This window comes from Mycolicibacterium vulneris (genome assembly GCF_002104765.1).
In the GTDB taxonomy this organism is placed as follows: domain Bacteria; phylum Actinomycetota; class Actinomycetes; order Mycobacteriales; family Mycobacteriaceae; genus Mycobacterium; species Mycobacterium vulneris.
This window is the reverse complement of sequence record NZ_NCXM01000011.1, coordinates 63,601-83,209: the sequence shown is the minus strand read 5'-3', so window position 1 is coordinate 83,209 and position 19,609 is coordinate 63,601. Positions and strand designations below refer to the sequence as shown.

Here is a 19,609-nt window from a genome sequence, read left to right as displayed (position 1 = left end):
GGCTTAATACAGCGCGCGCACGGCGTCGATGGTGTCGGCCTCGGCGGGGCTCTTGTCGTCGCGATAGCGCACCACGCGGGCGAACCGCAGCGCCAGCCCGCCGGGGTAGCGTGACGATTTCTGCACGCCGTCCAGCGCGATTTCGACCACCTGTTCGGGCCGCACGTGGACGACGTAACCGTCCGTCCCGTCGACCGCGAGTTCGCTGAACCGCGCGGTCTGCCACTCCAGCATGGCGTCGGTCATGCCCTTAAAAGTCTTTCCCACCATGATGAATTCGCCGCTGGCCGGATCACGCGCGCCCAGGTGGATGTTGGAGAGTTTGCCGCGGCGCCGCCCCGATCCCCACTCCACCGCGAGCACCACCAGATCCAGCGTGTGCACCGGCTTGACCTTCAGCCAGCCCGCTCCGCGGCGCCCCGCCGCATACGGTGCGTCGGGCGCCTTGGCCATCACACCCTCGTGGCCGGCGGCCAGCGTCGCGTCCAGGAAGGTGCCGGCCTCCGCGGGGTCGGCGGTGAGCAGCCGGTCGACGCGCTGCGCCGGCGGCACCAACGCGTCGAGGGCGGCCAGCCTCTCGGTGGTCGGGGCATCGATCAGGTCGACGCCGTCGCGATGCAGGATGTCGAAAAAGAACACCGAAAGCCGCTGCGCAGCAACGGCTGCGGCGATGTCGGCGGAGCGGCCGAACCGTGAGGCGGTGACCTGGAACCGGTGGGGACGGTTGTCGGGCCGCAGCGCGATGGCCTCGCCGTCGGCGATCAGGTTGTCGACCGGCAGCGCCAGCGTCGCCTCCACCACCTCGGGCAACCGGGCGGTGACATCGTCGAGGCTTCGGGTGTAGACGGTGACCTCGTCACCGGCGCGGTGAATCTGCACCCGCGCGCCGTCCAGCTTGGCTTCGAAAATCGTCGAGCCGCCGTGGCGTTCGATCGCATCGGCGACGCCCGCCGCGGTCTGCGCCAGCATCGGGCCGACCGGCCGGCCGACCCGCAGGGTGAACGCGTCCAGCGCCGAGGCCGCACCGGATAGGGCGGCCGCCGCCACCGCCGGCAGGTCCCCGCCCAGCATGGCGGCGCGCTGCACTGCTGCGGCCGGGATGCCGGCGGCCTTGGCCACGGCGTCGGCCATGATCCCGGCCAGCGCGCCTTGGCGCAGTTCGCCGCCGAGGAGGCGCAGCAGAAAGGTCTGCTCGGTGTCGGTGGCGGCGGCGAACAGGGCGTCCAGTAGCGCGGCGCGGCGCGCCTGCGCGCCCTTGCCCGACACGGCGCCGATCTCGGAGAAGGTGGCGTCGACGCCGGCGACGGTCAGTGAGGCGTGCGAGGCCGCCGGCGGGCGGGAGCGCAGCGCCGCCCAGCCCACGCCGATCTGGCGTTGCCGCAACTCACCGGAAAGCCACGACACGATGATCGCGATCACCGCGGCGTCGGGTGCGGCGCGGGTCAGCAGGCCGGCGATGTGGGTGACTTTGGTCAGCCGCGAGGACGTGCTCCCGACGTCGGTAGACGTCGTCGCCACGTCGAGGAGGAACACGGTTGCCAGCTTGGCATGGCTCGGTGACAAGGCTGCAGAGCGGACACGCTAGCGTGCCTACGTAACGTTACAGATCGCAGTGATTCTGACAACCACAAAGGAGACGTCCGGATGGAGATCAGTGGGAAGAAGGTCGTCGTCATCGGCGGCGCATCGGGAATGGGCCGTGCCAGCGCCGAGCTGCTGCACGAGCGCGGCGCGGATGTCGCCATTCTCGACCGCGAGGGTTCCGACGGTAAGACCGTCGCCGAGGGCGTGGGGGGCACCTTCTACCCGGTCGACGTCACCGACTTCACCGGCACCGAGGAGGCCCTGCAGGCCGCAGTCGACAAGCTCGGTGGCCTGCACGTCGTGATCACCACCGCGGGTGGCGGTATCGCCAAGCGGACGCTGACCAAGTCCGGTCCGCACGACCTCGAATCCTTCCAGTCGGTGATCGATCTCAACCTGATCGCCACCTTCAACATCAGCCGGCTGGCCGCCGCGCACATGGCCAAGAACGAGCCCGAAGACCCCGACACCGGGGAGCGCGGCGTCATCATCAACACCGCCTCCATCGCGGCCTTCGAGGGTCAGATCGGGCAGGTCGCCTACACCGCCGCCAAGGCGGGGATCGCCGGGATGTGCCTGACCATGGCCCGCGACCTGGGCTCGGTGGGCATCCGGGTGCTGGGTATCGCCCCGAGCCTGTTCGCCACGGGGCTGACCCAGGGCATTCCCGACGAGTTCGCGACGCAGCTGACGAAGGACGCGGCGTTCCCCAAGCGCCTCGGCCGTCCGGAGGAGTACGCGAAGCTGGCCGCCGCCATCGTGGACAACCCGATGCTCAACGGCCAGTGCCTGCGACTGGACGCCGGGCAGCGGTTCGCGCCCAAGTAGACGCCCGCCGTTGGGACCCTTCCCGCATTAAGTACACTCTTTAGGCAGCCGCCCCGCTTCCCCTCGAAGCGGGGCAGGCCACCCAGCTTCAGCTCCGACGACGCGGACCGCACGGCGGTCCGAGCGGGAGCGGGACAATCACACCCGGCTGGCATGCGGCGCGAGGAGGGCCCTCATGGGTATCGCAATAACCGACGACCATCGTGAACTCGCCGAGGTGGCTCGCGGGTTCTTGACCTCACAGAAGGCGCGGTGGGCGGGGCGATCGCTGCTCGACGCCACCGACGAGCCGCGCCCCGGGTTCTGGCAGAACCTGGTCGAGCTCGGCTGGCTCGGCCTGCACGTCGACGAGGAGTACGGCGGCTCAGGCTTCGGGCTGCCCGAACTCGTCGTGGTGATCGAAGAACTCGGTCGTGTGGTGGCGCCGGGACCCTTCGTGCCCACCGTCATCGCCTCTGCGGTGATCGCCAAAGACGGTACCGCCGAACAGAAGTCGCGGCTGCTGCCCGGCCTCATCGATGGAACCGTCACCGCGGGCATTGGGCTGGACGGCCAGGTGCGGGTCAACGACGGCGTGGCCGAGGGTGAGGCCGGAATCGTTTTGGGCGCCGGGCTGGCCGAGCTGCTGGTGATCGCCGCGGGCGACGACGTGCTGGTGCTCGAGCGCGGTCGCGACGGTGTCTCGGTCGAGGTGCCGGAGAACTTCGATCCGACGCGGCGGTCCGGACGCGTCCGCCTGCAGAATGTGCGCCTCTCCGACGATGACGTCCTGACGGGGACGAGGCAATCGGCGCTGGCCCGCGCCCGCACCCTGCTGGCCGCCGAGGCCGTGGGCGGGGCGTCGGACTGCGTCGACACCGCCGTCGACTACGCCAAGGTGCGCCAGCAATTCGGGCGCACCATCGCGACTTTCCAAGCGGTCAAGCATCACTGCGCGAACATGCTGGTGGGCGCGGAGTCCGGGATCGCGGCCGTCTGGGACGCCGCCCGCGCGGCGTCCGAGGACGAGGAGCAATTCCGGTTGATCGCCGCGGTGGCCGCGGCGCTGGCCTTCCCGGCCTACGTCCGCAACGCCGAACTGAACATTCAGGTACACGGCGGCATCGGCTTCACCTGGGAGCACGACGCGCACCTGCACTTGCGCCGGGCGGTGGTGAGCGCCGCGCTCTTCGGCGGTGACGCGCCGGCCGCCGACGTCTTCGAGCGCACCGCGGCCGGCGCCGTCCGCGAGAACAGCCTGGATCTGCCGCCGGAAGCCGAGGAACTGCGCACCAGCATCCGGGCCGACGCCACCGAGATCGCCGCCCTGGGCAAAGAGGCTCAGCGCGACAAGCTGATCGAGACCGGCTACGTCATGCCGCACTGGCCCAAGCCGTGGGGACGCGCGGCCGACGCCGTCGAGCAGCTGGTGATCGAGGAGGAGTTCCGCGCGGCCGGCATCAAGCGGCCGGACTACGGCATCACCGGCTGGGTGATCCTGACCCTGATCCAGCACGGAACGCCTTGGCAGATCGAACGATTCGTGGAGAAGGCGCTGCGCAAGGACGAGATCTGGTGCCAGCTGTTCTCCGAGCCGGACGCCGGCTCGGATGCCGCGTCCATCAAGACGCGCGCCACCCGGGTGGACGGCGGCTGGAAGATCAACGGCCAGAAAGTGTGGACCAGCGGGGCGCACTACTGCGCGCGCGGGCTGGCCACCGTGCGCACCGACCCCGACGCCCCGAAGCACGCCGGCATCACCACGGTGATCGTCGACATGAAGGCACCCGAGGTCGAGGTGCGCCCACTGCGGCAGATCACCGGCGGCTCGGACTTCAACGAGGTCTTCTTCAACGACCTGTTCGTCCCCGACGAAGACGTCGTCGGCACGCCCAACTCCGGGTGGACCGTCGCGCGCGCGACACTGGGCAACGAACGCGTCAGCATCGGCGGCAGCGGATCGTTCTACGAGGGACTGGCCGAACAACTGGTGCAGCTCACCGAGCAACGCGCGGATCGGTTGGCGGGCGGGCGAATTCGAGTCGGGTCGTACCTCGCCGAGGAAACCTCGCTGCGACTGCTGAACCTGCGCCGCGCCGCGCGCAGCGTCGAAGGCGCGGGACCCGGCCCGGAAGGCAACGTCACCAAGCTCAAGTTGGCCGAGCACATGGTGGAGGGCGCCGCGATCATGGCGGCGCTGCTGGGTCCCGAGGTCGCGCTGACCGACGGTGCCGGCGCCCTGGCCGGCCGGCTGATGATGGGGGCCCGCGGGATGGCGATCGCCGGGGGCACATCGGAAGTGGCGCGCAATCAGATCGCCGAGCGGATCCTCGGGATGCCCCGTGACCCGCTGATCAACTAGTAAGGGGCGGTCAGGCCGGCGCGAATTGCGCCGCGCCGCCGCTGCCGCGTTCCGGCCGCAGGGCGACGGGCATGCCGCAGCTCACCGAATCGGGTTCGCAGTCAACGATATTGGCGGCGACCCGTAGGCCGCTCTGTTCGGCGAGCTCGACGATCGCGATCACGTACGGGGTGGGGATCTCCGGGTTGTACGGGTGATGGTTGACCGTGTACGTGAACACGGTGCCCCGCCCGGAAACTTCTCGCGCCTCCAGCGTGCCCCCGCACTCGCGGCATTCGCCGCTGGCCGGGTGCACCCAGCGCGCGCAGCCGTCGCAGTACTCGATGAGCAGCGGCCCGTTCGACACGACGAATACAGTACACTCAATTGATTCGATGCGGTGGCGGGTGTGGTTCCGACGGGCGGTGTAGATGACGCATTTCGAAAAAGACGCGATCTTGTCCGGCATCGGGATCTCACGAATCGGCCGCCGCACCGGCATCCCGGGCCTGGAGCTGACCATGGAGGCGGTGCGCACCGCCATCGAGGACGCCGGGCTGGCCGCCGGCGACATCGACGGCGTCGCTACGCTGGGTGACACACCGGCGGCGGACGTCAACGCCCAGCTGCGTATCGATGCCGCGGACTGCGGGTCGGGCTTCGGCACCGGCGGCCTGCTTTCGCCGGTCATGTCGGCCTGCCGCGCGGTCGCCGAACGCCGCGCCCGCCACGTGGTGGTCTACCGGACGATCCAGATGCTCGGCGGCACGGTCCCGGTCAAGCAGGAAGAGAACGCACCGGCCCCGCCGCTGGCGCGCATGTTCGAGACACCCAAAGGCGAACCGAAGCCCGCCGTCGGGGCGATGGATGACGTCAACGATCTGGTTGCGGCGCACGCCTATTCGGCCGCCAACTGGCTGGCGCTCAACTGCCGCCGCCACATGGATCTGTACGGGACAACGAAAGAACAGCTGGGCTGGATAGCTCTCAACGGCAGGCGCAACGCGGCGTTGAATCCCCGTGCGGTCTACCGGGATCCGATGACTATGGCCGACTACCTGGGCGCCCGGCTGGTGTCCACCCCGTTGGGGCTGCTGGACTGTGACGTCCCGGTCGACGGCTCGATCGCGGTGGTGGTCTCGCATGCGGAGTACGCCGCCGACTGTCCCCACCGCGCGGTGAAGGTGGAGGCGATCGGCGGGTCTGACGGCGCCGGCGGCTGGTTTCACCGCGCGGACTACCCGAAGATGGCGATGTCGGATGCGACGGCCCAGATGTGGTCGCGCACCACGTTGAAGCCCACCGACCTCCAGGTCGCCCAGCTCTACGACGGATTCACCTATCTCACCCTGGCGTGGCTGGAAGCGCTGGGGGTCTGCGGCGACGGCGAGGGTGGCCCGTTCGTCGAGGGCGGGGAACGGATCGCCCGCGACGGGCAACTGCCGCTGAACACTTACGGTGGCCAACTCTCGGCGGGGCGCATGCACGGCTACTGGGCGCTGCACGAAGGGTGCCTGCAGCTGCGTGGCGACGCGGGGGAGCGGCAGGTGTCGCGTCGTCCCGAGGTGGGCGTCGTCTCCGTCGGCGGTGGCCCCGTCGCGGGGTGCATGCTGCTGACCTGTTGAGCGACAAGGCGATCAAGCCCGGATGACTGAGGAGCCAAGGACCGGCCAGGCCGACAAACTCGCTTCGATCCTCGCCCGCGACATCGAAGCCGATATCGTCCGGCGTGGTTGGGCGGTGGGCGAGTCGCTGGGCTCCGAACAGGCTCTGCAGCAGCGCTTCGGGGTGAGCCGGTCGGTGCTGCGGGAGGCGGTCCGCCTGGTCGAACACCATCAGGTCGCGCGGATGCGCCGCGGGCCCAACGGCGGGTTGTACATCTGCGAGCCCGATGCGGGGCCCGCCACCCGCGCGGTCGTCATCTATCTCGAATACCTGGGCACCACGCTGGGCGACTTGCTCAACGCCCGCCTGGTGCTCGAGCCGCTGGCGGCCTCGCTCGCCGCCGAGCGCATCGACGAGGCCGGCATCGCGCGGCTGCGGGCGGTGCTGCAGGCCGAGCAGCAGTGGAAGCCCGGGTTACCGGCGCCGCGCGACGAGTTCCACATGGCGCTGGCCGAGCAATCCAAAAACCCAGTGCTGCAACTGTTTATCAATGTCCTGATGCGGCTCACCACCCGCTACGCGTTGGCGTCGCGAACGGATTCGGCGACCGAGGCGATCGAGGCGGTCGACCATCTACACGCGCACCACTCCGCGATCGTCGCGGCCGTCACCGGCGGCGATTCGGCGCGCGCGAAGACGCTGTCCGAGCGGCACGTCGAGGCCGTCACGGGCTGGCTGGAGCAGCATCACGCGGGCGACGGGAGCCGGGGTCGCAAAAGGCGCCGGCGGCTCGATTCCGAGGCGCCCCGTGGCAAACTGGCCGAGATGCTCGCCGCCACCATCGGTGACGACATCGCCGCGAGCGGCTGGCACGTGGGTTCGGTGTTCGGCACCGAGACGGACCTGCTGGAGCGCTACCGGGTGAGCCGCGCGGTGCTCCGCGAGGCGGTCCGACTCCTCGAATACCACTCGATAGCTCACATGCGCCGCGGCCCGGGCGGTGGGCTCGTCATCGCCCAACCCGCGGCGCAGGCCAGCATCGACACGATCGCGCTGTACCTGCAGTACCGCGATCCCAGCCGCGAAGACCTGCGATGCGTCCGCGACGCCATCGAGATCGACAACGTCGCAAAGGTGGTCAAGCGGCTGGGCGAACCCGAGGTGGCGGCGTTCCTGGCCGGTCATCGGGCCGGGCTGCCGGAAGACTCGCGCCAGACGACCGACGACGTGCGGCAGGCGATCGCGGAGGAGTTCAACTTCCACGTCGGCCTGGCGCAGCTCGCCGGAAATGCGCTGCTGGACCTGTTCCTTCGGATCATCGTCGAGCTCTTCCGCCGGCACTGGTCGAGCACCGGGCAGGCGCTGCCGACATGGTCGGACGTGCTGGCCGTGCACCACGCCCACCTACGGATCGTCGAGGCCGTCGATGCGGCCGACGAGAGCGTCGCCGCTTATCGCCTCCGTCGGCATCTCGACGCGGCCGCCTCGTGGTGGCTCTAGAAACGCGATCACCGGCCGTCGAAGTGGCCTCTCACCCAAATGAGGCGAACCTAAATGTGACCTGTTGCGCGGTATAGCCAAGGCCCGTCTTGGGTACTGGAAGGGTGGGAAGGCGTCAGCCGACCCAGCAGGGGGTTGGCGTAGGTGATCGAAAGCGAGAGCGCTGAAGTGACGGCGGATAGCGAAACCAGACAATACGGTTTCGTCCACTCCGCATCGATATATCACTCGCAGCGGGAGTTTTTGGATTTGGTGGGTCGCTTCGTCGGCGACGGTTTGGCGGTGGACGAGGCGGTGCTGTTTGCCGCGCCCCCCGAGACGCTGGCGTTGCTGCGCGACGAGTTGTACGCCGGTGGCGACTTGCCCGCCGGCGTGCGCATGGTCGACATCACGGAGGTGGCCCGCAACCCGAGCCGGTTCATGGCCATGGAGGGCGCGTTCATCGACGAGCATCCGGATCAACGAGTCCGGATCGTCAGCCAGCTCGCGTGGCCTGGCCGCACCGACGAGGAGTTCGTCTCCTGCAGCGAGCACGAAGCGCTCGTCAACGAGGCGATGGACGGCTACCCGGCCACCAGCCTGTGCCTGTACGACGCGAGCCGGCTCGATGATGCCGTCCTGGCCGACGCCCGCGCCACACATCCGCTGCTGTGGGAAGGTGGTGCGCTGCAGCGCAGCCCGAATTTCGCGCCCAGAGACGTCCTGGAGCGCTGCAATCAACCGCTGGCCGTCGGCCCGGGGGCGGTCACCTACATGGTCCGCAAGTCGGCTGACCTCCGGCCGGCCCGGTCCTTTGCCGTGGACTACGCGGGCTGGATGGGGCTGTCGAAGGAGAGCACCGAGGATCTGCAGCTGGTTGCCACCGAGTTGGCCACCAACAGCCTGATGTACACCGGGGGCGCGTGCCGGTTGGCGTTCTGGCAGGACGACGGGCACCTGGTCTGCGAGGCACGCGACACCGGGCGGTTCGATGACCCGATGGTGGGCCGCCTGGACCCGGGCCCCTGTGGTCCCGCGAGTCGCGGCCTGTATCTGGTCAACGCCATCTCGGACCTGGTACGAACCCACACCACCAGGACCGGTACGACGATTCAGGCGTATCTGCGGTTCGAGCCCGCTCCCGGCCCGGCGGGCTAAAACGAGCGGTACAGGAAAATAGCGACCCGCCGAGACCACAGGTCCCCGCGGGTCGCTTGTCTTTTTCAGTCAGAGGCCGAGCGCCCCGGTGATCCCACCGACGATGCCACCGACCGTGCCGCCGACGGTGCCACCCACCGTGCCGCCGGTGGTGCCGCCCAGGGTGCCCCCGGTGGTGGTCCCAGCGGTGGTTCCACTTACCAAGCATCCGGTCGGCGCGAATAACACCACGACGAATCCCGCGGCGGCCGCGGTGGCTTTAAGGACCTTCTTTGTCCTCGTTGAATTCATAATCACATCCTTTCCTTTGGAGGGCAGAGCCTCGCGTGTAAACCGCCCGATTTAACGGATGTTATAACGGCTATCGGACAAAGGTAAAGACCTGGTTTGCATTTGGTGACGCGTCCGCTGACGGAGGGTATTGGCATGAATTAACGAGTGCAACAACATGATTCGAAGATCAGCACACGCAGCAAGGTATCGCGTGTGCGCTGACGATAAATGAGAACTGCGCGCCAAAGGCGCGTTGATTAAGCGCAATATGGCATCAATCGAGCGCCACAGACGAGGACAAATTCCGATGCTTAACCCCGACCAGACGGGGTGTGGCCTTCTTTGTCCCGCGTCACTTGCCGATAGGCGACGAGTGAGGAAATAGCGTCCCGCCGAGACCGAGGGTCCCCGCGGGACGCTTGTTCAATCGGCTAAAGAAGGCCGCCGATGATGCTGCCAATTCCCCCGCCAGTGCCGGCGCCGCCGCCGGTACCGCCGATGAGGCCTGAACCCCCGGCTCCGCCGACAGTCGCACAGCCGGGTAGTGCTAACACCGCGGCCACCCCTACGGCCGCTGCGGCAGCTTTGAGGGTTTTCTTGGTGCTCTTCGCCTTCATGATCGTGCCTTCCATCGAGGGGTAGTTGAACAGCCGTCTAATTGACTGCTGCTCGCCAACATACCCCCTGTTAAACACGCGTAAACCAAACTTTTAGGATTAATTTCTATATTCTTTTGTACGGTTCGTTTGTGGGTCCGTGCCAGTTGCAGCTGGGGCGGGCGGGGGTCTAGTGTCAACGCTCGTGCGTCTTTTCGAGCGTGGCGTAGTAGCTAGCACCCGCAGCGGGGTCTGATCCTGACCGACCCCCCGCTGTGGGTCGGAAGCTACTGCCGTCGGTCGCTCCTGCTGACCAGAGAAGACCGGCACCATGACTTTTCCCGAGCGCAATCAGCTCCAAAATTTCGAATCCGCCTGTGTGCGGTTTGGCGAACGCTTCGGCGTCGCGCTGCCCCGCGGGCTCCGCGAGCGGGCCGACACCATGTCCTGGGAGAGCTTCGTCGCGACCTATGGGCGCAACGCAGCGGGCCCGCTGCGACTGGGCGACTGGCAGTGCGCCGACGGTGGTCGTGCCGCGGCCCGACTGGGTCCGCAGCCCCGCAACTACCGGGCCGTGATCGCCGTGGGCGATCGGATCAGCACCGTCACCGCCGCCGCATCAGGACCGATCGCGGCCCTGACCGCGATGCTGCATGAGCGCGGGATCGCGCTCGAGGTCGTCAATTTCCATCAGATGCGATCGGCAACCGGCAGCGCGACTTTCATCCGCGGCAGCGACGGCGTCCGCGCCGAGTGGGCGATGGGCTGGGCGGACGATTCGACTCAGTCGGCGCTGCGCGCCGTGATCGCCTGCGCCAACCGGCTATTCGCCAGCCAGTAAGGCGGGGCGGTTCAAATCAATAGGTGAGTTTCATGTGCGCTAGCGCCAGTGATAGCGCACATGAAACTCGGCCCCTACCGCGACGGCGGCGACTGGGGCTGCCGTCGCGGACGTTCTACAGCGGGCGCAGCACGATCGGCATGCCGTCCATCGGAATCGGCATGCCGCCGTAGTCCCAGTGCGGTTGATAGCCCGGTCGGGCCAGCTCGACGCGGTAGCGGCGCAGCAGCCGGTGCACCACGGTCTTGACCTCCAGCTGGCCGAACACCATGCCGATGCACTTGTGCGCGCCACCGCCGAACGGCGCGAACGCGTAGCGGTGCTTCTTGTGTTCCGAGCGCGGCTCGGCGAACCGCTCCGGGTCGAATTTGTCTGGCTCCGTCCACAATTCGGACAGTCGGTGATTCATGCCGGGCCAGATGGTGATGTTCGTTCCGGCCGGGATGTAGTGGCCCAGCAGCTCGGTGTCGCGCACCGCCATCCGCATGTTGAACGGCAGCGGCGTCACCATGCGCAGCGACTCGTTCATGATGAGTTCGAGCGTTTCCAGCTTCTCCAGCGACTCGATGTCCAGCGGTGCGTCGCCGAGGCGGGCCGACTCCTCGCGCGCCCGCTCCTGCCACTCCGGGTTGGCGGCCATGTTGTAAACCATCGTGGTTGTCGTCGAGGTGGACGTGTCGTGCGCGGCCATCATCAGGAAGATCATGTGGTTGACGATGTCTTCGTCGGTGAAGCTGTTGCCGTCGTCATCCTCGGTGTGGCACAGCACGGTCAGCATGTCGTTGCCGGTGGCGTTCCGGCGGTCCTTGACGCGCTCGACGAAGTAGTCCTCGAGCAACTTGCGGGCCTTCAGGCCGCGCCACCACTTGAACGGCGGAATCGGCTGCCGGATGATCGCGCCGCCGGCGCGCGTCGTCGTGGTGAACGCCTGATTGACCTTGGTGACCAGGTCATGGTCGGACCCCGGCTCGTGCCCCATGAACACCAGCGAGGCGATGTCGAGGGTGAGTTCCTTCATCGCCGGGTGGAACAGGAACCGCGCGTCGTTGGTCGGCCAATTCGCGACGATGTCGGTGGCGACCCGGTCGATGTGCTCGACGTAGCCGGTCAGCCGGCTGCGGGTGAAGGCCTCCTGCATGATCCGGCGGTGGTACATGTGCTCGTCGAAGTCGAGCATCATCAGCCCGCGGTTGAAGAATGGCCCGATCACCGGGTGCCAGCCCTTCTGCGAGAAATCCTTGTTCCTGTTGGAGAACACGGCCTGGGTGGCATCGGGCCCCAGCGCGGTGACGGCCGGCATGATCGGCGAGTCCAGGTAGATCAGCGGGCCGTGGTTCCGATAGAGGTGCAACGCGTAGTCCGGGCCGCCGCGGAACAGCTCGATGATGTGGCCGAGGATCGGGAGCCCGGCGTCGCCCAGCACTGGCTTCAGGTCGCTGCCGGCCGGCGGTTCCGCCAGGACTTTGGTCTCCCACTCGTGGGCGAGCAGGCGCTTCTCGATCGCGCCCATCCCCGGGATGGTCTGCAGCGTCGGGGTGAACCGGCGCCGCGCCTGATCCAGCAGGTATTGCGGGGTGCTGATGGTGGCGGTCATGAACGCTCCTTTGCGTGCCCTCCGGGTGACGGCCGTCACTGATTCATTACCTTCGCTGAAAAACTTGACGGCTGTCAAGTTTGCTTTTTGCGCGGCGTGGTGCAAGGTCAGAGAGTGAGCAGGCACCCCGCCACTCCAGTGCCGGGCGCACGACGGCGTGGCGACAAGCAACGCCAGGCGATCGTGCAGGCGGTGCGCGAACTCCTGCAGGAAAAGCCGTTTGCCGAGTTGTCGGTGAGCACCATCAGCCTGCGGGCCGGAGTGGCGCGATCCGGCTTTTACTTCTACTTCGACTCCAAGTACGCGGTGCTGGCACAACTGATGGCCGAGGCCGCCGAGGAGCTCGAGGAACTCACCGGGTACTTCGCGCCCCGGCAGGCCGGCGAGTCACCCGAAGAGTTCGCCAAGCGGATGGTCGGCAGCGCCGCGGCCGTCTATGCGCACAACGACCCAGTCGTGACCGCCTGCAACGAGGCCCGCAACACCGACGGCGAGATTCGCGATCTGCTGGACCAGCAGTTCGAGGTGGTGCTGGGCCAGATCGTCGGGGTCGTCGAGGCCGAGATGAAGGCCGGGACGGCCAGGCCGATCAGTGACGACCTGCCGACGCTGATCCGCACCCTGGCCGGCACCACCGCGCTGGTGCTGACCGGCGACCCGATCCTGACCGGGCGCGACAGCGACCGTGACCGACGGGTGCGCGTCCTCGAGCAGTTGTGGCTGCACGCGTTGTGGGCGGGCCGTCCCTAGCGCGGTGGTACCGCCGGTATCGTCACGGCCATGGCGCAGAGGGGATCCGGGCGGTCTTTCGCGGGAAAGCGGTGCCTTGTCACCGGTGCGGCGAGCGGGATCGGCCGCGCCACGGCCTTGCGGCTGGCGGCGCAGGGCGCCGACCTCTATCTGACCGACCGCGACCGCGACGGACTCGAGCAGACCGTGGCCGACGCGCGCGCCCTGGGCGCGCAGGTCCCCGAGCATCGCGCGCTGGACATCGCCGACCACGACCAGGTGGCCGCCTTCGCCGCCGACGTCCACTCCGCACATCCGAGCATGGACGTTGTCCTCAACATCGCCGGCGTATCGGCGTGGGGCACCGTCGACCGGCTGACCCATGAGCAGTGGAGCAAGATGATCGCCATCAACCTGATGGGTCCGATCCACGTCATCGAGACCTTCGTCCCGCCGATGGTGGCGGCCAAGCGCGGCGGGCATCTGGTCAACGTGTCCTCGGCGGCCGGGCTGGTGGCCCTGCCGTGGCACGCCGCCTACAGCGCCAGCAAGTACGGATTGCGCGGCCTGTCGGAGGTGCTGCGCTTCGACCTGGCCCGCCACCGCATCGGCGTGTCGGTGGTGGTGCCCGGGGCGGTGAACACCCCGCTGGTCGGCACCGTCGAGATCGCCGGCGTGGACCGGGAAGACCCCGACGTCGCGCGATGGATCAGGCGATTCGCCGGCCATGCCGTGTCGCCGGAAAAGGCCGCCGACAAAATCCTGGCCGGAGTGGCCAAGAACCGGTACCTGATCTACACGTCGGCCGACATCTGGGCGCTGTACGCGTTCAAAAGGCTTGCGTGGTGGCCCTATAGCGTGGCCATGCGCCAGGTCAACGTCATCTTCACCCGCGCGCTGCGGCCCAGCCCGGCGCCGCTAGTCCGGCATGACCAATTCAAGGCGCACGCCGAGCAGGCGGACCGGCCGGTCGAGCTCGAATAGGTCGAGAACGCGAAGGGCCGCTGCCACGATGACGTCGTGATCGGTGCTCGGCGCATCGAGCTTGCGAATCTTGGTGCGCGTGTAGAAGGTCGCCGTTCGCACGGTGACCGCCACCCGGGTCACGACTCGGTCCTCCGCCAGCACATCCGTAAGTGCCCGCGCGGCCAAATCCGTTACAGCCGCGTCCATTTCGGGTCGATCGGTGAGATCGCGCGGAAAGGTGACCATGTGGCTGCGCGAGCGCGGCACCCAGGGCTCCGGGCTGACCCGGCTGTCACCGCCGCCCTTGGCCAACAGCAGCAGCCACAGCCCGGTGCGCGGGCCGAACGTGGATGTCAGTAGCTCCGCGTCGCAGTGGGCCAGCTGCCATACCGTCGTAATCTCAAGATCGGCAAGCTTTCTCGCCGTCTTGGGGCCCACGCTCCAGAGCGCGTCCACCGGACGGTCGGCCATCAGTGGCATCCAGTTCGCGTCGGTGAGCACAAAAATGCCGCCCGGTTTGGCGAAGCCGGTGGCGACCTTGGCGCGCTGCTTGTTGTCGCTGATGCCGACCGAGCAGGACAGCCCGGTTTCCGAGGAGATGACGCTGCGGATCCGCTGCGCCACCTCGCCCGGATCCTGCGCCGTCACTGCCACATAGGCCTCGTCCCAGCCCCAGACTTCGACCGGATGCCCCAGGTCGCGCAGCAGCCCCATCACCTGATCGGACGCCTCGTCGTAGGCGACGGGGTCCGAGGGAAGGAAGGTCGCCTCGGGGCAGCGACGGGCGGCGGCCCGCAGCGGCATGCCCGCACGCACGCCGAACTCGCGGGCCTCATAGGAGGCGCAGGTGACGACCTTGCGCGGTTCGTTCGGATCGCCGCTGCCGCCGACAATCACCGGCAGCCCGGCCAATTCGGGATGCCGGCGCAACTCGACCGACGCCAGGAACTGGTCGAGGTCCACATGCAGGACCCAATCCGGTGCCGCCGCGGGCACGGCGTTCATCGCCCACAGAGCTTGCGCGCCAGGCTTTCCCACGCGTCACCCAGCGTCGCCAGCGTGTGACCGCGCTCGGCCAGTTGGTGCTCGACGTAGTCCACGTCCAGCAACGCGAGCAACGCGTCGGTCTGGGCGTCGAGGTCACCGGTGGAGTCGGCGGCCTTGAGCAGCACCCGCACGTGCGTGCGCAGCACCATGGCCGGTGCGTTGTGCCGGTTCTGCGGGTCGCGGTTGGCCGCGGACAGCAGTTCGCAATGGTCGTGAGCGAATCGGATCCGCTCGCGCCCGAACGCGACCAGCCGGTCGGCCGGCGGCGCGCCGGGGCCCAGGGGTGGCGGACCGAACAGGAACGCCTGCTGAACGGCTTGTTCGTCCTCGTCCAGCAGCACCATCATCAGCCCGGCCCGGCTGCCGAAGCGGCGGAACAGCGTGCCTTTGCCGACCCCGGCGGCGGCGGCGATGTCATCGGTGGTGACGGCGTCGGCGCCGCGCTCGGCGACCAGGTTTCGGGCAGCCTGAAGGAGCAGGGCGCGGTTGCGCGCCGCGTCGCCCCGCTCGTGCTGCACCACCTGGGGGGCGAGCACGTGCAACTCACCCGACCGCTCGCTCACTCCTGCACTTTAACGCTGCCGGAATAAATCGGACTTTAGTCCGCTTAAACGTGCGAGGATGTACACATCGACCGAAGGGAAACTCCGACAGTGGCAACCAAAATCTTGGCGTTAGTGGGAAGCCTGCGGGCGGCGTCGATCAACCGCCAGATCGCCGAGTTGGCGGGGGCGGTCGCCGCGGACGACGTTGCCGTCACGATCTTCGAAGGGCTCGGCGAGCTGCCGTTCTATAACGAGGAGATCGACGAAGTGATGAACACCGATGCGCCACCGCTGGCCCCGGTGGCCGCGCTGCGCGCCGCGGCGGCCGACGCGGACGCCGCCCTGGTGGTGACTCCGGAATACAACGGCAGCTACCCGGCCGTCATCAAGAACGCGATCGACTGGCTGTCCCGGCCGTTCGGCGACGGCGCGCTGAAGGGCAAGCCGCTGGCGGTCATCGGCGGATCCTTCGGCCAGTACGGCGGGGTGTGGGCGCACGACGACACCCGCAAGTCCTTCGGCATCGCGGGCGCGCGGGTCGTGGAGGCGATCAAATTATCGGTGCCGTTCAAGACCCTGGGGGGCAAGGCGCCCGCAGACCACGCCGAGCTGTCCGCGAACGTGCGTGATGTGGTGGGCAAGCTGGCCGCCGAAGCCGGCTGATTGGCAGAAGTCGACAAGCCGCTCGCCGGGCGACCAGCGCGGTTGGCACAACCGAATAGCAGAAGCCGCCAGCTCCGCCTGGCGGCTTTGCTAGCTGTGGGCGGTTCCGTCGTCCTCGGCAGTGATGTCGGTGGTCGCTGTTATACCCCTACATAGAGGTGGCCACGCCTCGGCGTGTGATCTGCGACACGCCGAGCGGGTGGTCCGATTCTTTCGCGACAGGGCTCACGACCAGGGAATTTCAAAATTGTTATTCAGAACATCTTGTATCTCGACATCTTGTCAGCCACTAGGTGTAGTGTTTCGAGCACCGGCAGATCCCAAGGCCACCAAGCAAGCCAGACTCGGTGAACCCCCCGAAATCGGCACTCAAAGGTCGCTCGACCTCGACCGCCGCACGACGGGAATCAGGGGGCCTGACGGATCGCTGAACATAGCAAAGACGCAGTCCAAAAGTAGTTGCCAGCCCGTTGGGTCCCCCCTCTTCCGCAAAGGAGCGGCATTCTATGAGCATCACCGTGTACACCAAGCCGGCATGTGTGCAGTGCAGCGCCACCTACAAGGCGCTGGACAAGCAGGGCCTCGCGTACGAGAAGGTCGACATCTCGCTGGACACCGAGGCGCGCGACTACGTGATGGCCCTGGGATACCTGCAGGCTCCCGTGGTGGTGGCGGGCAACGACCACTGGTCCGGTTTCCGGCCCGACCGCATCAAGGCGCTCTCCGCGGCGGAACTCAGCGCGTAAGGCAAGACGTCAGGTAAGGAGGTTGCGGTGCAGTCGCGCAACCTGGTCTATTTCTCTTCGGTGTCGGAGAACACCCACCGCTTCGTCGAGAAGCTGGGGGTCCCCGCCACGCGGATCCCACTGCATGGCCGCATCGAGGTAGACCAGCCCTACGTCCTCGTCCTGCCGACCTACGGCGGCGGTCGGGCCACCCCCGACCTCAACGCCGGCGGCTACGTCCCCAAGCAGGTCATCGCCTTCTTGAACAATGAGCACAACCGGTCGTTGATCCGCGGCGTCATCGCCGCGGGCAACAACAACTTCGGCGCCGAATTCGCCTACGCGGGCAACGTGATCTCGCGCAAGTGCGGCGTTCCGTACCTCTACCGCTTCGAACTAATGGGAACCCAGGACGACGTGGATGCCGTCCGCGCGGGCTTAGCCAATTTTTGGAAGGAACAGACGTGTCACCAACCGTCGCTGCAGAGCCTGTAACCACCGGAGTCCACGCGTTGCCGGGGGAGACGGATTACCACGCGCTCAACGCGATGCTGAATCTGTACGACGCGGACGGCAAGATTCAGTTCGACAAGGACCGCGAGGCCGCGCATCAGTACTTCCTGCAGCACGTCAACCAGAACACGGTGTTCTTCCACAATCAGGACGAGAAGCTCGACTACCTGATCAAGGAGAACTATTACGAGCGTGAGGTGCTCGACCAGTACAGCCGCAACTTCGTCAAGACGCTGCTGGACCGCGCCTACGCCAAGAAGTTCCGGTTCCCGACGTTCCTGGGCGCGTTCAAGTACTACACCTCCTACACGCTGAAGACGTTCGACGGGAAGCGTTACCTGGAGCGCTTCGAGGACCGCGTCGTCATGGTCGCGCTGACGCTGGCCGCCGGGGACACCATCCTGGCCGAGAAGCTCGTCGACGAGATCATCGACGGCCGGTTCCAGCCGGCCACCCCGACATTCCTGAACTCGGGCAAGAAACAGCGCGGCGAACCGGTGAGCTGCTTTCTGCTGCGCATCGAGGACAACATGGAGTCGATCGGGCGATCGATCAACTCCGCGCTGCAGCTGTCCAAGCGCGGCGGGGGAGTCGCGTTGCTGCTCAGCAACATTCGCGAGCACGGCGCCCCGATCAAGAACATCGAGAACCAGAGCTCGGGCGTCATCCCGATCATGAAGCTGCTCGAGGACTCGTTCTCCTACGCCAACCAGCTCGGAGCCCGGCAGGGCGCGGGCGCGGTGTACCTGCACGCGCATCACCCGGACATCTACCGGTTCCTGGACACCAAGCGCGAGAACGCCGACGAGAAGATCCGCATCAAGACGCTGAGCCTTGGCGTGGTGATTCCCGACATCACCTTCGAGCTGGCCAAGAAGAACGAGGACATGTACCTGTTCTCGCCGTACGACGTCGAGCGGGTCTACGGACTGCCGTTCGCCGACATCTCGGTCACCGAGAAGTACTACGAGATGGTCGACGACGCCCGCATCCGTAAGACGAAGATCAAGGCGCGCGAGTTCTTCCAGACGCTGGCCGAGCTGCAGTTCGAATCCGGTTACCCCTACATCATGTTCGAGGACACGGTGAACCGGGCCAACCCGATCGACGGCAAGATCACCCACTCGAACCTGTGCTCGGAGATCCTGCAGGTGTCCACGCCGTCGGTGTTCAACGATGACTTGTCGTACGCCAAAGTGGGCAAGGACATTTCGTGCAACCTCGGCTCGCTGAACATCGCCAAGACGATGGACTCGCCCGACTTCGCGCAGACCATCGAGGTTGCGATCCGCGCGCTGACGGCGGTGAGCGACCAGACGCACATCTGGTCGGTGCCCTCAATCGAGCAGGGCAACAACGAGTCCCACGCGATCGGGCTCGGCCAGATGAACCTGCACGGGTACCTGGCCCGCGAGCGCATCCTCTACGGCTCCGAAGAAGGCGTCGACTTCACCAACATGTACTTCTACACCGTGCTCTACCACGCGCTGCGCGCGTCGAATCGCATTGCGATCGAACGGGGAACGAAGTTCGGCGGCTTCGAGAAGTCGAAGTACGCCTCGGGTGAATTCTTCGACAAGTACACCGAGCAGGTGTGGGAGCCGGCCACCCCGCGGGTGCGGGAGATCTTTGCCGAGGCGGGCATCCGCATTCCGACACAAGAGGATTGGCAGCGGCTCAAGGAGTCGGTGCAGCAGCACGGCATCTACAACCAGAACCTGCAGGCCGTCCCGCCGACCGGTTCGATCAGCTACATCAACCACTCGACCAGCTCGATCCACCCCGTGGCGAGCAAGATCGAGATCCGCAAGGAAGGCAAGATCGGCCGCGTCTACTACCCGGCGCCGTATCTGACCAACGACAACCTGGAGTACTACCAGGACGCCTACGAGATCGGCTACGAGAAGATCATCGACACCTACGCCGCGGCCACCCAGCACGTGGACCAGGGGCTGTCGCTGACCCTGTTCTTCAAGGACACGGCCACCACCCGCGAGGTGAACAAGGCGCAGATCTACGCCTGGCGCAAGGGGATCAAGACGCTGTATTACATCCGGTTGCGTCAGATGGCTTTGGAGGGAACAGAGGTCGAGGGCTGCGTGTCCTGCATGCTCTAAACCTCGCGCTGATCGGGCAGTCTGCC

Annotated in this window: 18 protein-coding genes; 12 read left to right on the top strand and 6 right to left on the bottom strand. The window is 67.0% G+C overall.

All coding sequences use genetic code 11. The features are described from left to right. Positions 1-3: 3 nt before the first annotated feature. Complete coding sequence (locus tag B8W69_RS12515; protein ID WP_085290214.1) at positions 4-1,533, bottom strand: ATP-dependent DNA ligase; 1,530 nt, start codon at positions 1,531-1,533, stop codon at positions 4-6. A gap of 111 nt (positions 1,534-1,644) precedes the next feature. On the opposite strand from B8W69_RS12515, the gene B8W69_RS12510 reads away from it, so the two are divergent. After that, positions 1,645-2,412 carry an SDR family NAD(P)-dependent oxidoreductase gene (locus B8W69_RS12510; RefSeq protein ID WP_085290128.1) on the top strand — a complete coding sequence of 256 codons (768 nt, stop codon included), beginning with the start codon at positions 1,645-1,647 and terminating at the stop codon, positions 2,410-2,412. 175 nt (positions 2,413-2,587) lie between these two features. Continuing rightward, a complete protein-coding gene (locus B8W69_RS12505; RefSeq protein WP_085290127.1) occupies positions 2,588-4,753 on the top strand; it encodes an acyl-CoA dehydrogenase family protein in 2,166 nt (721 codons plus the stop codon). A 10-nt stretch (positions 4,754-4,763) separates the two neighbouring features. Here the strand turns inward: B8W69_RS12505 and B8W69_RS12500 are convergent, their stop codons facing one another. Beyond that, complete coding sequence (locus B8W69_RS12500) at positions 4,764-5,099, bottom strand: Zn-ribbon domain-containing OB-fold protein (protein ID WP_085290126.1); 336 nt, start codon at positions 5,097-5,099, stop codon at positions 4,764-4,766. Positions 5,100-5,163: 64 nt separating this feature from the next. Here B8W69_RS12500 and B8W69_RS12495 point away from each other — a divergent pair, with 64 nt between their 5' ends. From B8W69_RS12495 to B8W69_RS12485, 3 genes are all read left to right on the top strand, one after another. Further along, positions 5,164-6,357, top strand: a complete 1,194-nt coding sequence (locus B8W69_RS12495; protein WP_085290125.1) for a thiolase family protein — start codon at positions 5,164-5,166, stop codon at positions 6,355-6,357. A 22-nt stretch (positions 6,358-6,379) separates the two neighbouring features. Next, a complete protein-coding gene (locus tag B8W69_RS12490) occupies positions 6,380-7,837 on the top strand; it encodes a FadR/GntR family transcriptional regulator (RefSeq protein WP_085290124.1) in 1,458 nt (485 codons plus the stop codon). A gap of 144 nt (positions 7,838-7,981) precedes the next feature. After that, positions 7,982-8,974, top strand: a complete 993-nt coding sequence (locus B8W69_RS12485; RefSeq protein WP_085290123.1) for an anti-sigma factor RsbA family regulatory protein — start codon at positions 7,982-7,984, stop codon at positions 8,972-8,974. A gap of 69 nt (positions 8,975-9,043) precedes the next feature. Here B8W69_RS12485 and B8W69_RS30300 read toward each other — a convergent pair whose 3' ends face one another. Further along, positions 9,044-9,265: a hypothetical protein gene (locus B8W69_RS30300; RefSeq protein WP_133057994.1), complete on the bottom strand. Its 222-nt coding sequence runs from the start codon at positions 9,263-9,265 to the stop codon at positions 9,044-9,046. Positions 9,266-10,174: 909 nt separating this feature from the next. Here B8W69_RS30300 and B8W69_RS12475 point away from each other — a divergent pair. Further along, complete coding sequence (locus tag B8W69_RS12475) at positions 10,175-10,684, top strand: 2-isopropylmalate synthase (RefSeq protein ID WP_085290122.1); 510 nt, start codon at positions 10,175-10,177, stop codon at positions 10,682-10,684. A 115-nt stretch (positions 10,685-10,799) separates the two neighbouring features. Here B8W69_RS12475 and B8W69_RS12470 read toward each other — a convergent pair whose 3' ends face one another. Then, a complete protein-coding gene (locus tag B8W69_RS12470) occupies positions 10,800-12,278 on the bottom strand; it encodes a cytochrome P450 (RefSeq protein WP_085290121.1) in 1,479 nt (492 codons plus the stop codon). Between the two features lie 114 nt (positions 12,279-12,392). Between B8W69_RS12470 and B8W69_RS12465 the strand changes: the two genes are divergently transcribed. Beyond that, a complete protein-coding gene (locus B8W69_RS12465) occupies positions 12,393-13,028 on the top strand; it encodes a TetR/AcrR family transcriptional regulator (protein WP_085290120.1) in 636 nt (211 codons plus the stop codon). Positions 13,029-13,058: 30 nt separating this feature from the next. Beyond that, positions 13,059-13,991 carry an SDR family oxidoreductase gene (locus B8W69_RS12460; protein WP_085290119.1) on the top strand — a complete coding sequence of 311 codons (933 nt, stop codon included), beginning with the start codon at positions 13,059-13,061 and terminating at the stop codon, positions 13,989-13,991. Here B8W69_RS12460 and B8W69_RS12455 read toward each other — a convergent pair. Together B8W69_RS12455 and B8W69_RS12450 are read right to left on the bottom strand one after the other, a co-directional pair. Then, positions 13,926-14,978: a DNA polymerase IV gene (locus B8W69_RS12455; protein ID WP_085290118.1), complete on the bottom strand. Its 1,053-nt coding sequence runs from the start codon at positions 14,976-14,978 to the stop codon at positions 13,926-13,928. The two genes, B8W69_RS12460 and B8W69_RS12455, sit on opposite strands and share 66 nt — an antisense overlap. Further along, a complete protein-coding gene (locus B8W69_RS12450; RefSeq protein ID WP_085290117.1) occupies positions 14,975-15,583 on the bottom strand; it encodes a TetR/AcrR family transcriptional regulator in 609 nt (202 codons plus the stop codon). The genes B8W69_RS12455 and B8W69_RS12450 overlap by 4 nt, the downstream gene beginning before the upstream one ends. Positions 15,584-15,673: 90 nt before the next feature. Between B8W69_RS12450 and B8W69_RS12445 the strand changes: the two genes are divergently transcribed. From B8W69_RS12445 to nrdE, 4 genes are all read left to right on the top strand, one after another. Beyond that, positions 15,674-16,228 carry an NAD(P)H-dependent oxidoreductase gene (locus B8W69_RS12445; RefSeq protein WP_085290116.1) on the top strand — a complete coding sequence of 185 codons (555 nt, stop codon included), beginning with the start codon at positions 15,674-15,676 and terminating at the stop codon, positions 16,226-16,228. A 506-nt stretch (positions 16,229-16,734) separates the two neighbouring features. Further along, positions 16,735-16,974 carry a redoxin NrdH gene (locus tag B8W69_RS12435; RefSeq protein ID WP_085290115.1) on the top strand — a complete coding sequence of 80 codons (240 nt, stop codon included), beginning with the start codon at positions 16,735-16,737 and terminating at the stop codon, positions 16,972-16,974. Positions 16,975-17,001: 27 nt separating this feature from the next. Beyond that, positions 17,002-17,448 (top strand): class Ib ribonucleoside-diphosphate reductase assembly flavoprotein NrdI, encoded by a 447-nt coding sequence (gene nrdI / locus B8W69_RS12430; protein WP_085290114.1) that lies wholly within the window; start codon positions 17,002-17,004, stop codon positions 17,446-17,448. Beyond that, the gene (gene nrdE, locus B8W69_RS12425; protein ID WP_085290113.1) at positions 17,418-19,583 is read left to right on the top strand and encodes a class 1b ribonucleoside-diphosphate reductase subunit alpha; all 2,166 of its coding nucleotides are present in this window, start codon (positions 17,418-17,420) and stop codon (positions 19,581-19,583) included. Before nrdI ends, nrdE begins: the two co-directional genes overlap by 31 nt. The last annotated feature ends 26 nt before the right edge of the window (positions 19,584-19,609 follow it).

What these genes read in the sequence shown, in the direction of transcription:
- B8W69_RS12510 (WP_085290128.1), top strand. Translation starts at nt 1,645, where the DNA reads ATGGAGATCAGTGGGAAGAAGGTCGTCGTCATCGGCGGCGCATCGGGA.
- B8W69_RS12505 (WP_085290127.1), top strand. Translation starts at nt 2,588, where the DNA reads ATGGGTATCGCAATAACCGACGACCATCGTGAACTCGCCGAGGTGGCT.
- B8W69_RS12495 (WP_085290125.1), top strand. Translation starts at nt 5,164, where the DNA reads ATGACGCATTTCGAAAAAGACGCGATCTTGTCCGGCATCGGGATCTCA.
- B8W69_RS12490 (WP_085290124.1), top strand. Translation starts at nt 6,380, where the DNA reads ATGACTGAGGAGCCAAGGACCGGCCAGGCCGACAAACTCGCTTCGATC.
- B8W69_RS30300 (WP_133057994.1), bottom strand. Translation starts at nt 9,265, where the DNA reads ATGAATTCAACGAGGACAAAGAAGGTCCTTAAAGCCACCGCGGCCGCC.
- B8W69_RS12475 (WP_085290122.1), top strand. Translation starts at nt 10,175, where the DNA reads ATGACTTTTCCCGAGCGCAATCAGCTCCAAAATTTCGAATCCGCCTGT.
- B8W69_RS12470 (WP_085290121.1), bottom strand. Translation starts at nt 12,278, where the DNA reads ATGACCGCCACCATCAGCACCCCGCAATACCTGCTGGATCAGGCGCGG.
- B8W69_RS12460 (WP_085290119.1), top strand. Translation starts at nt 13,059, where the DNA reads ATGGCGCAGAGGGGATCCGGGCGGTCTTTCGCGGGAAAGCGGTGCCTT.
- B8W69_RS12455 (WP_085290118.1), bottom strand. Translation starts at nt 14,978, where the DNA reads ATGAACGCCGTGCCCGCGGCGGCACCGGATTGGGTCCTGCATGTGGAC.
- B8W69_RS12435 (WP_085290115.1), top strand. Translation starts at nt 16,735, where the DNA reads ATGAGCATCACCGTGTACACCAAGCCGGCATGTGTGCAGTGCAGCGCC.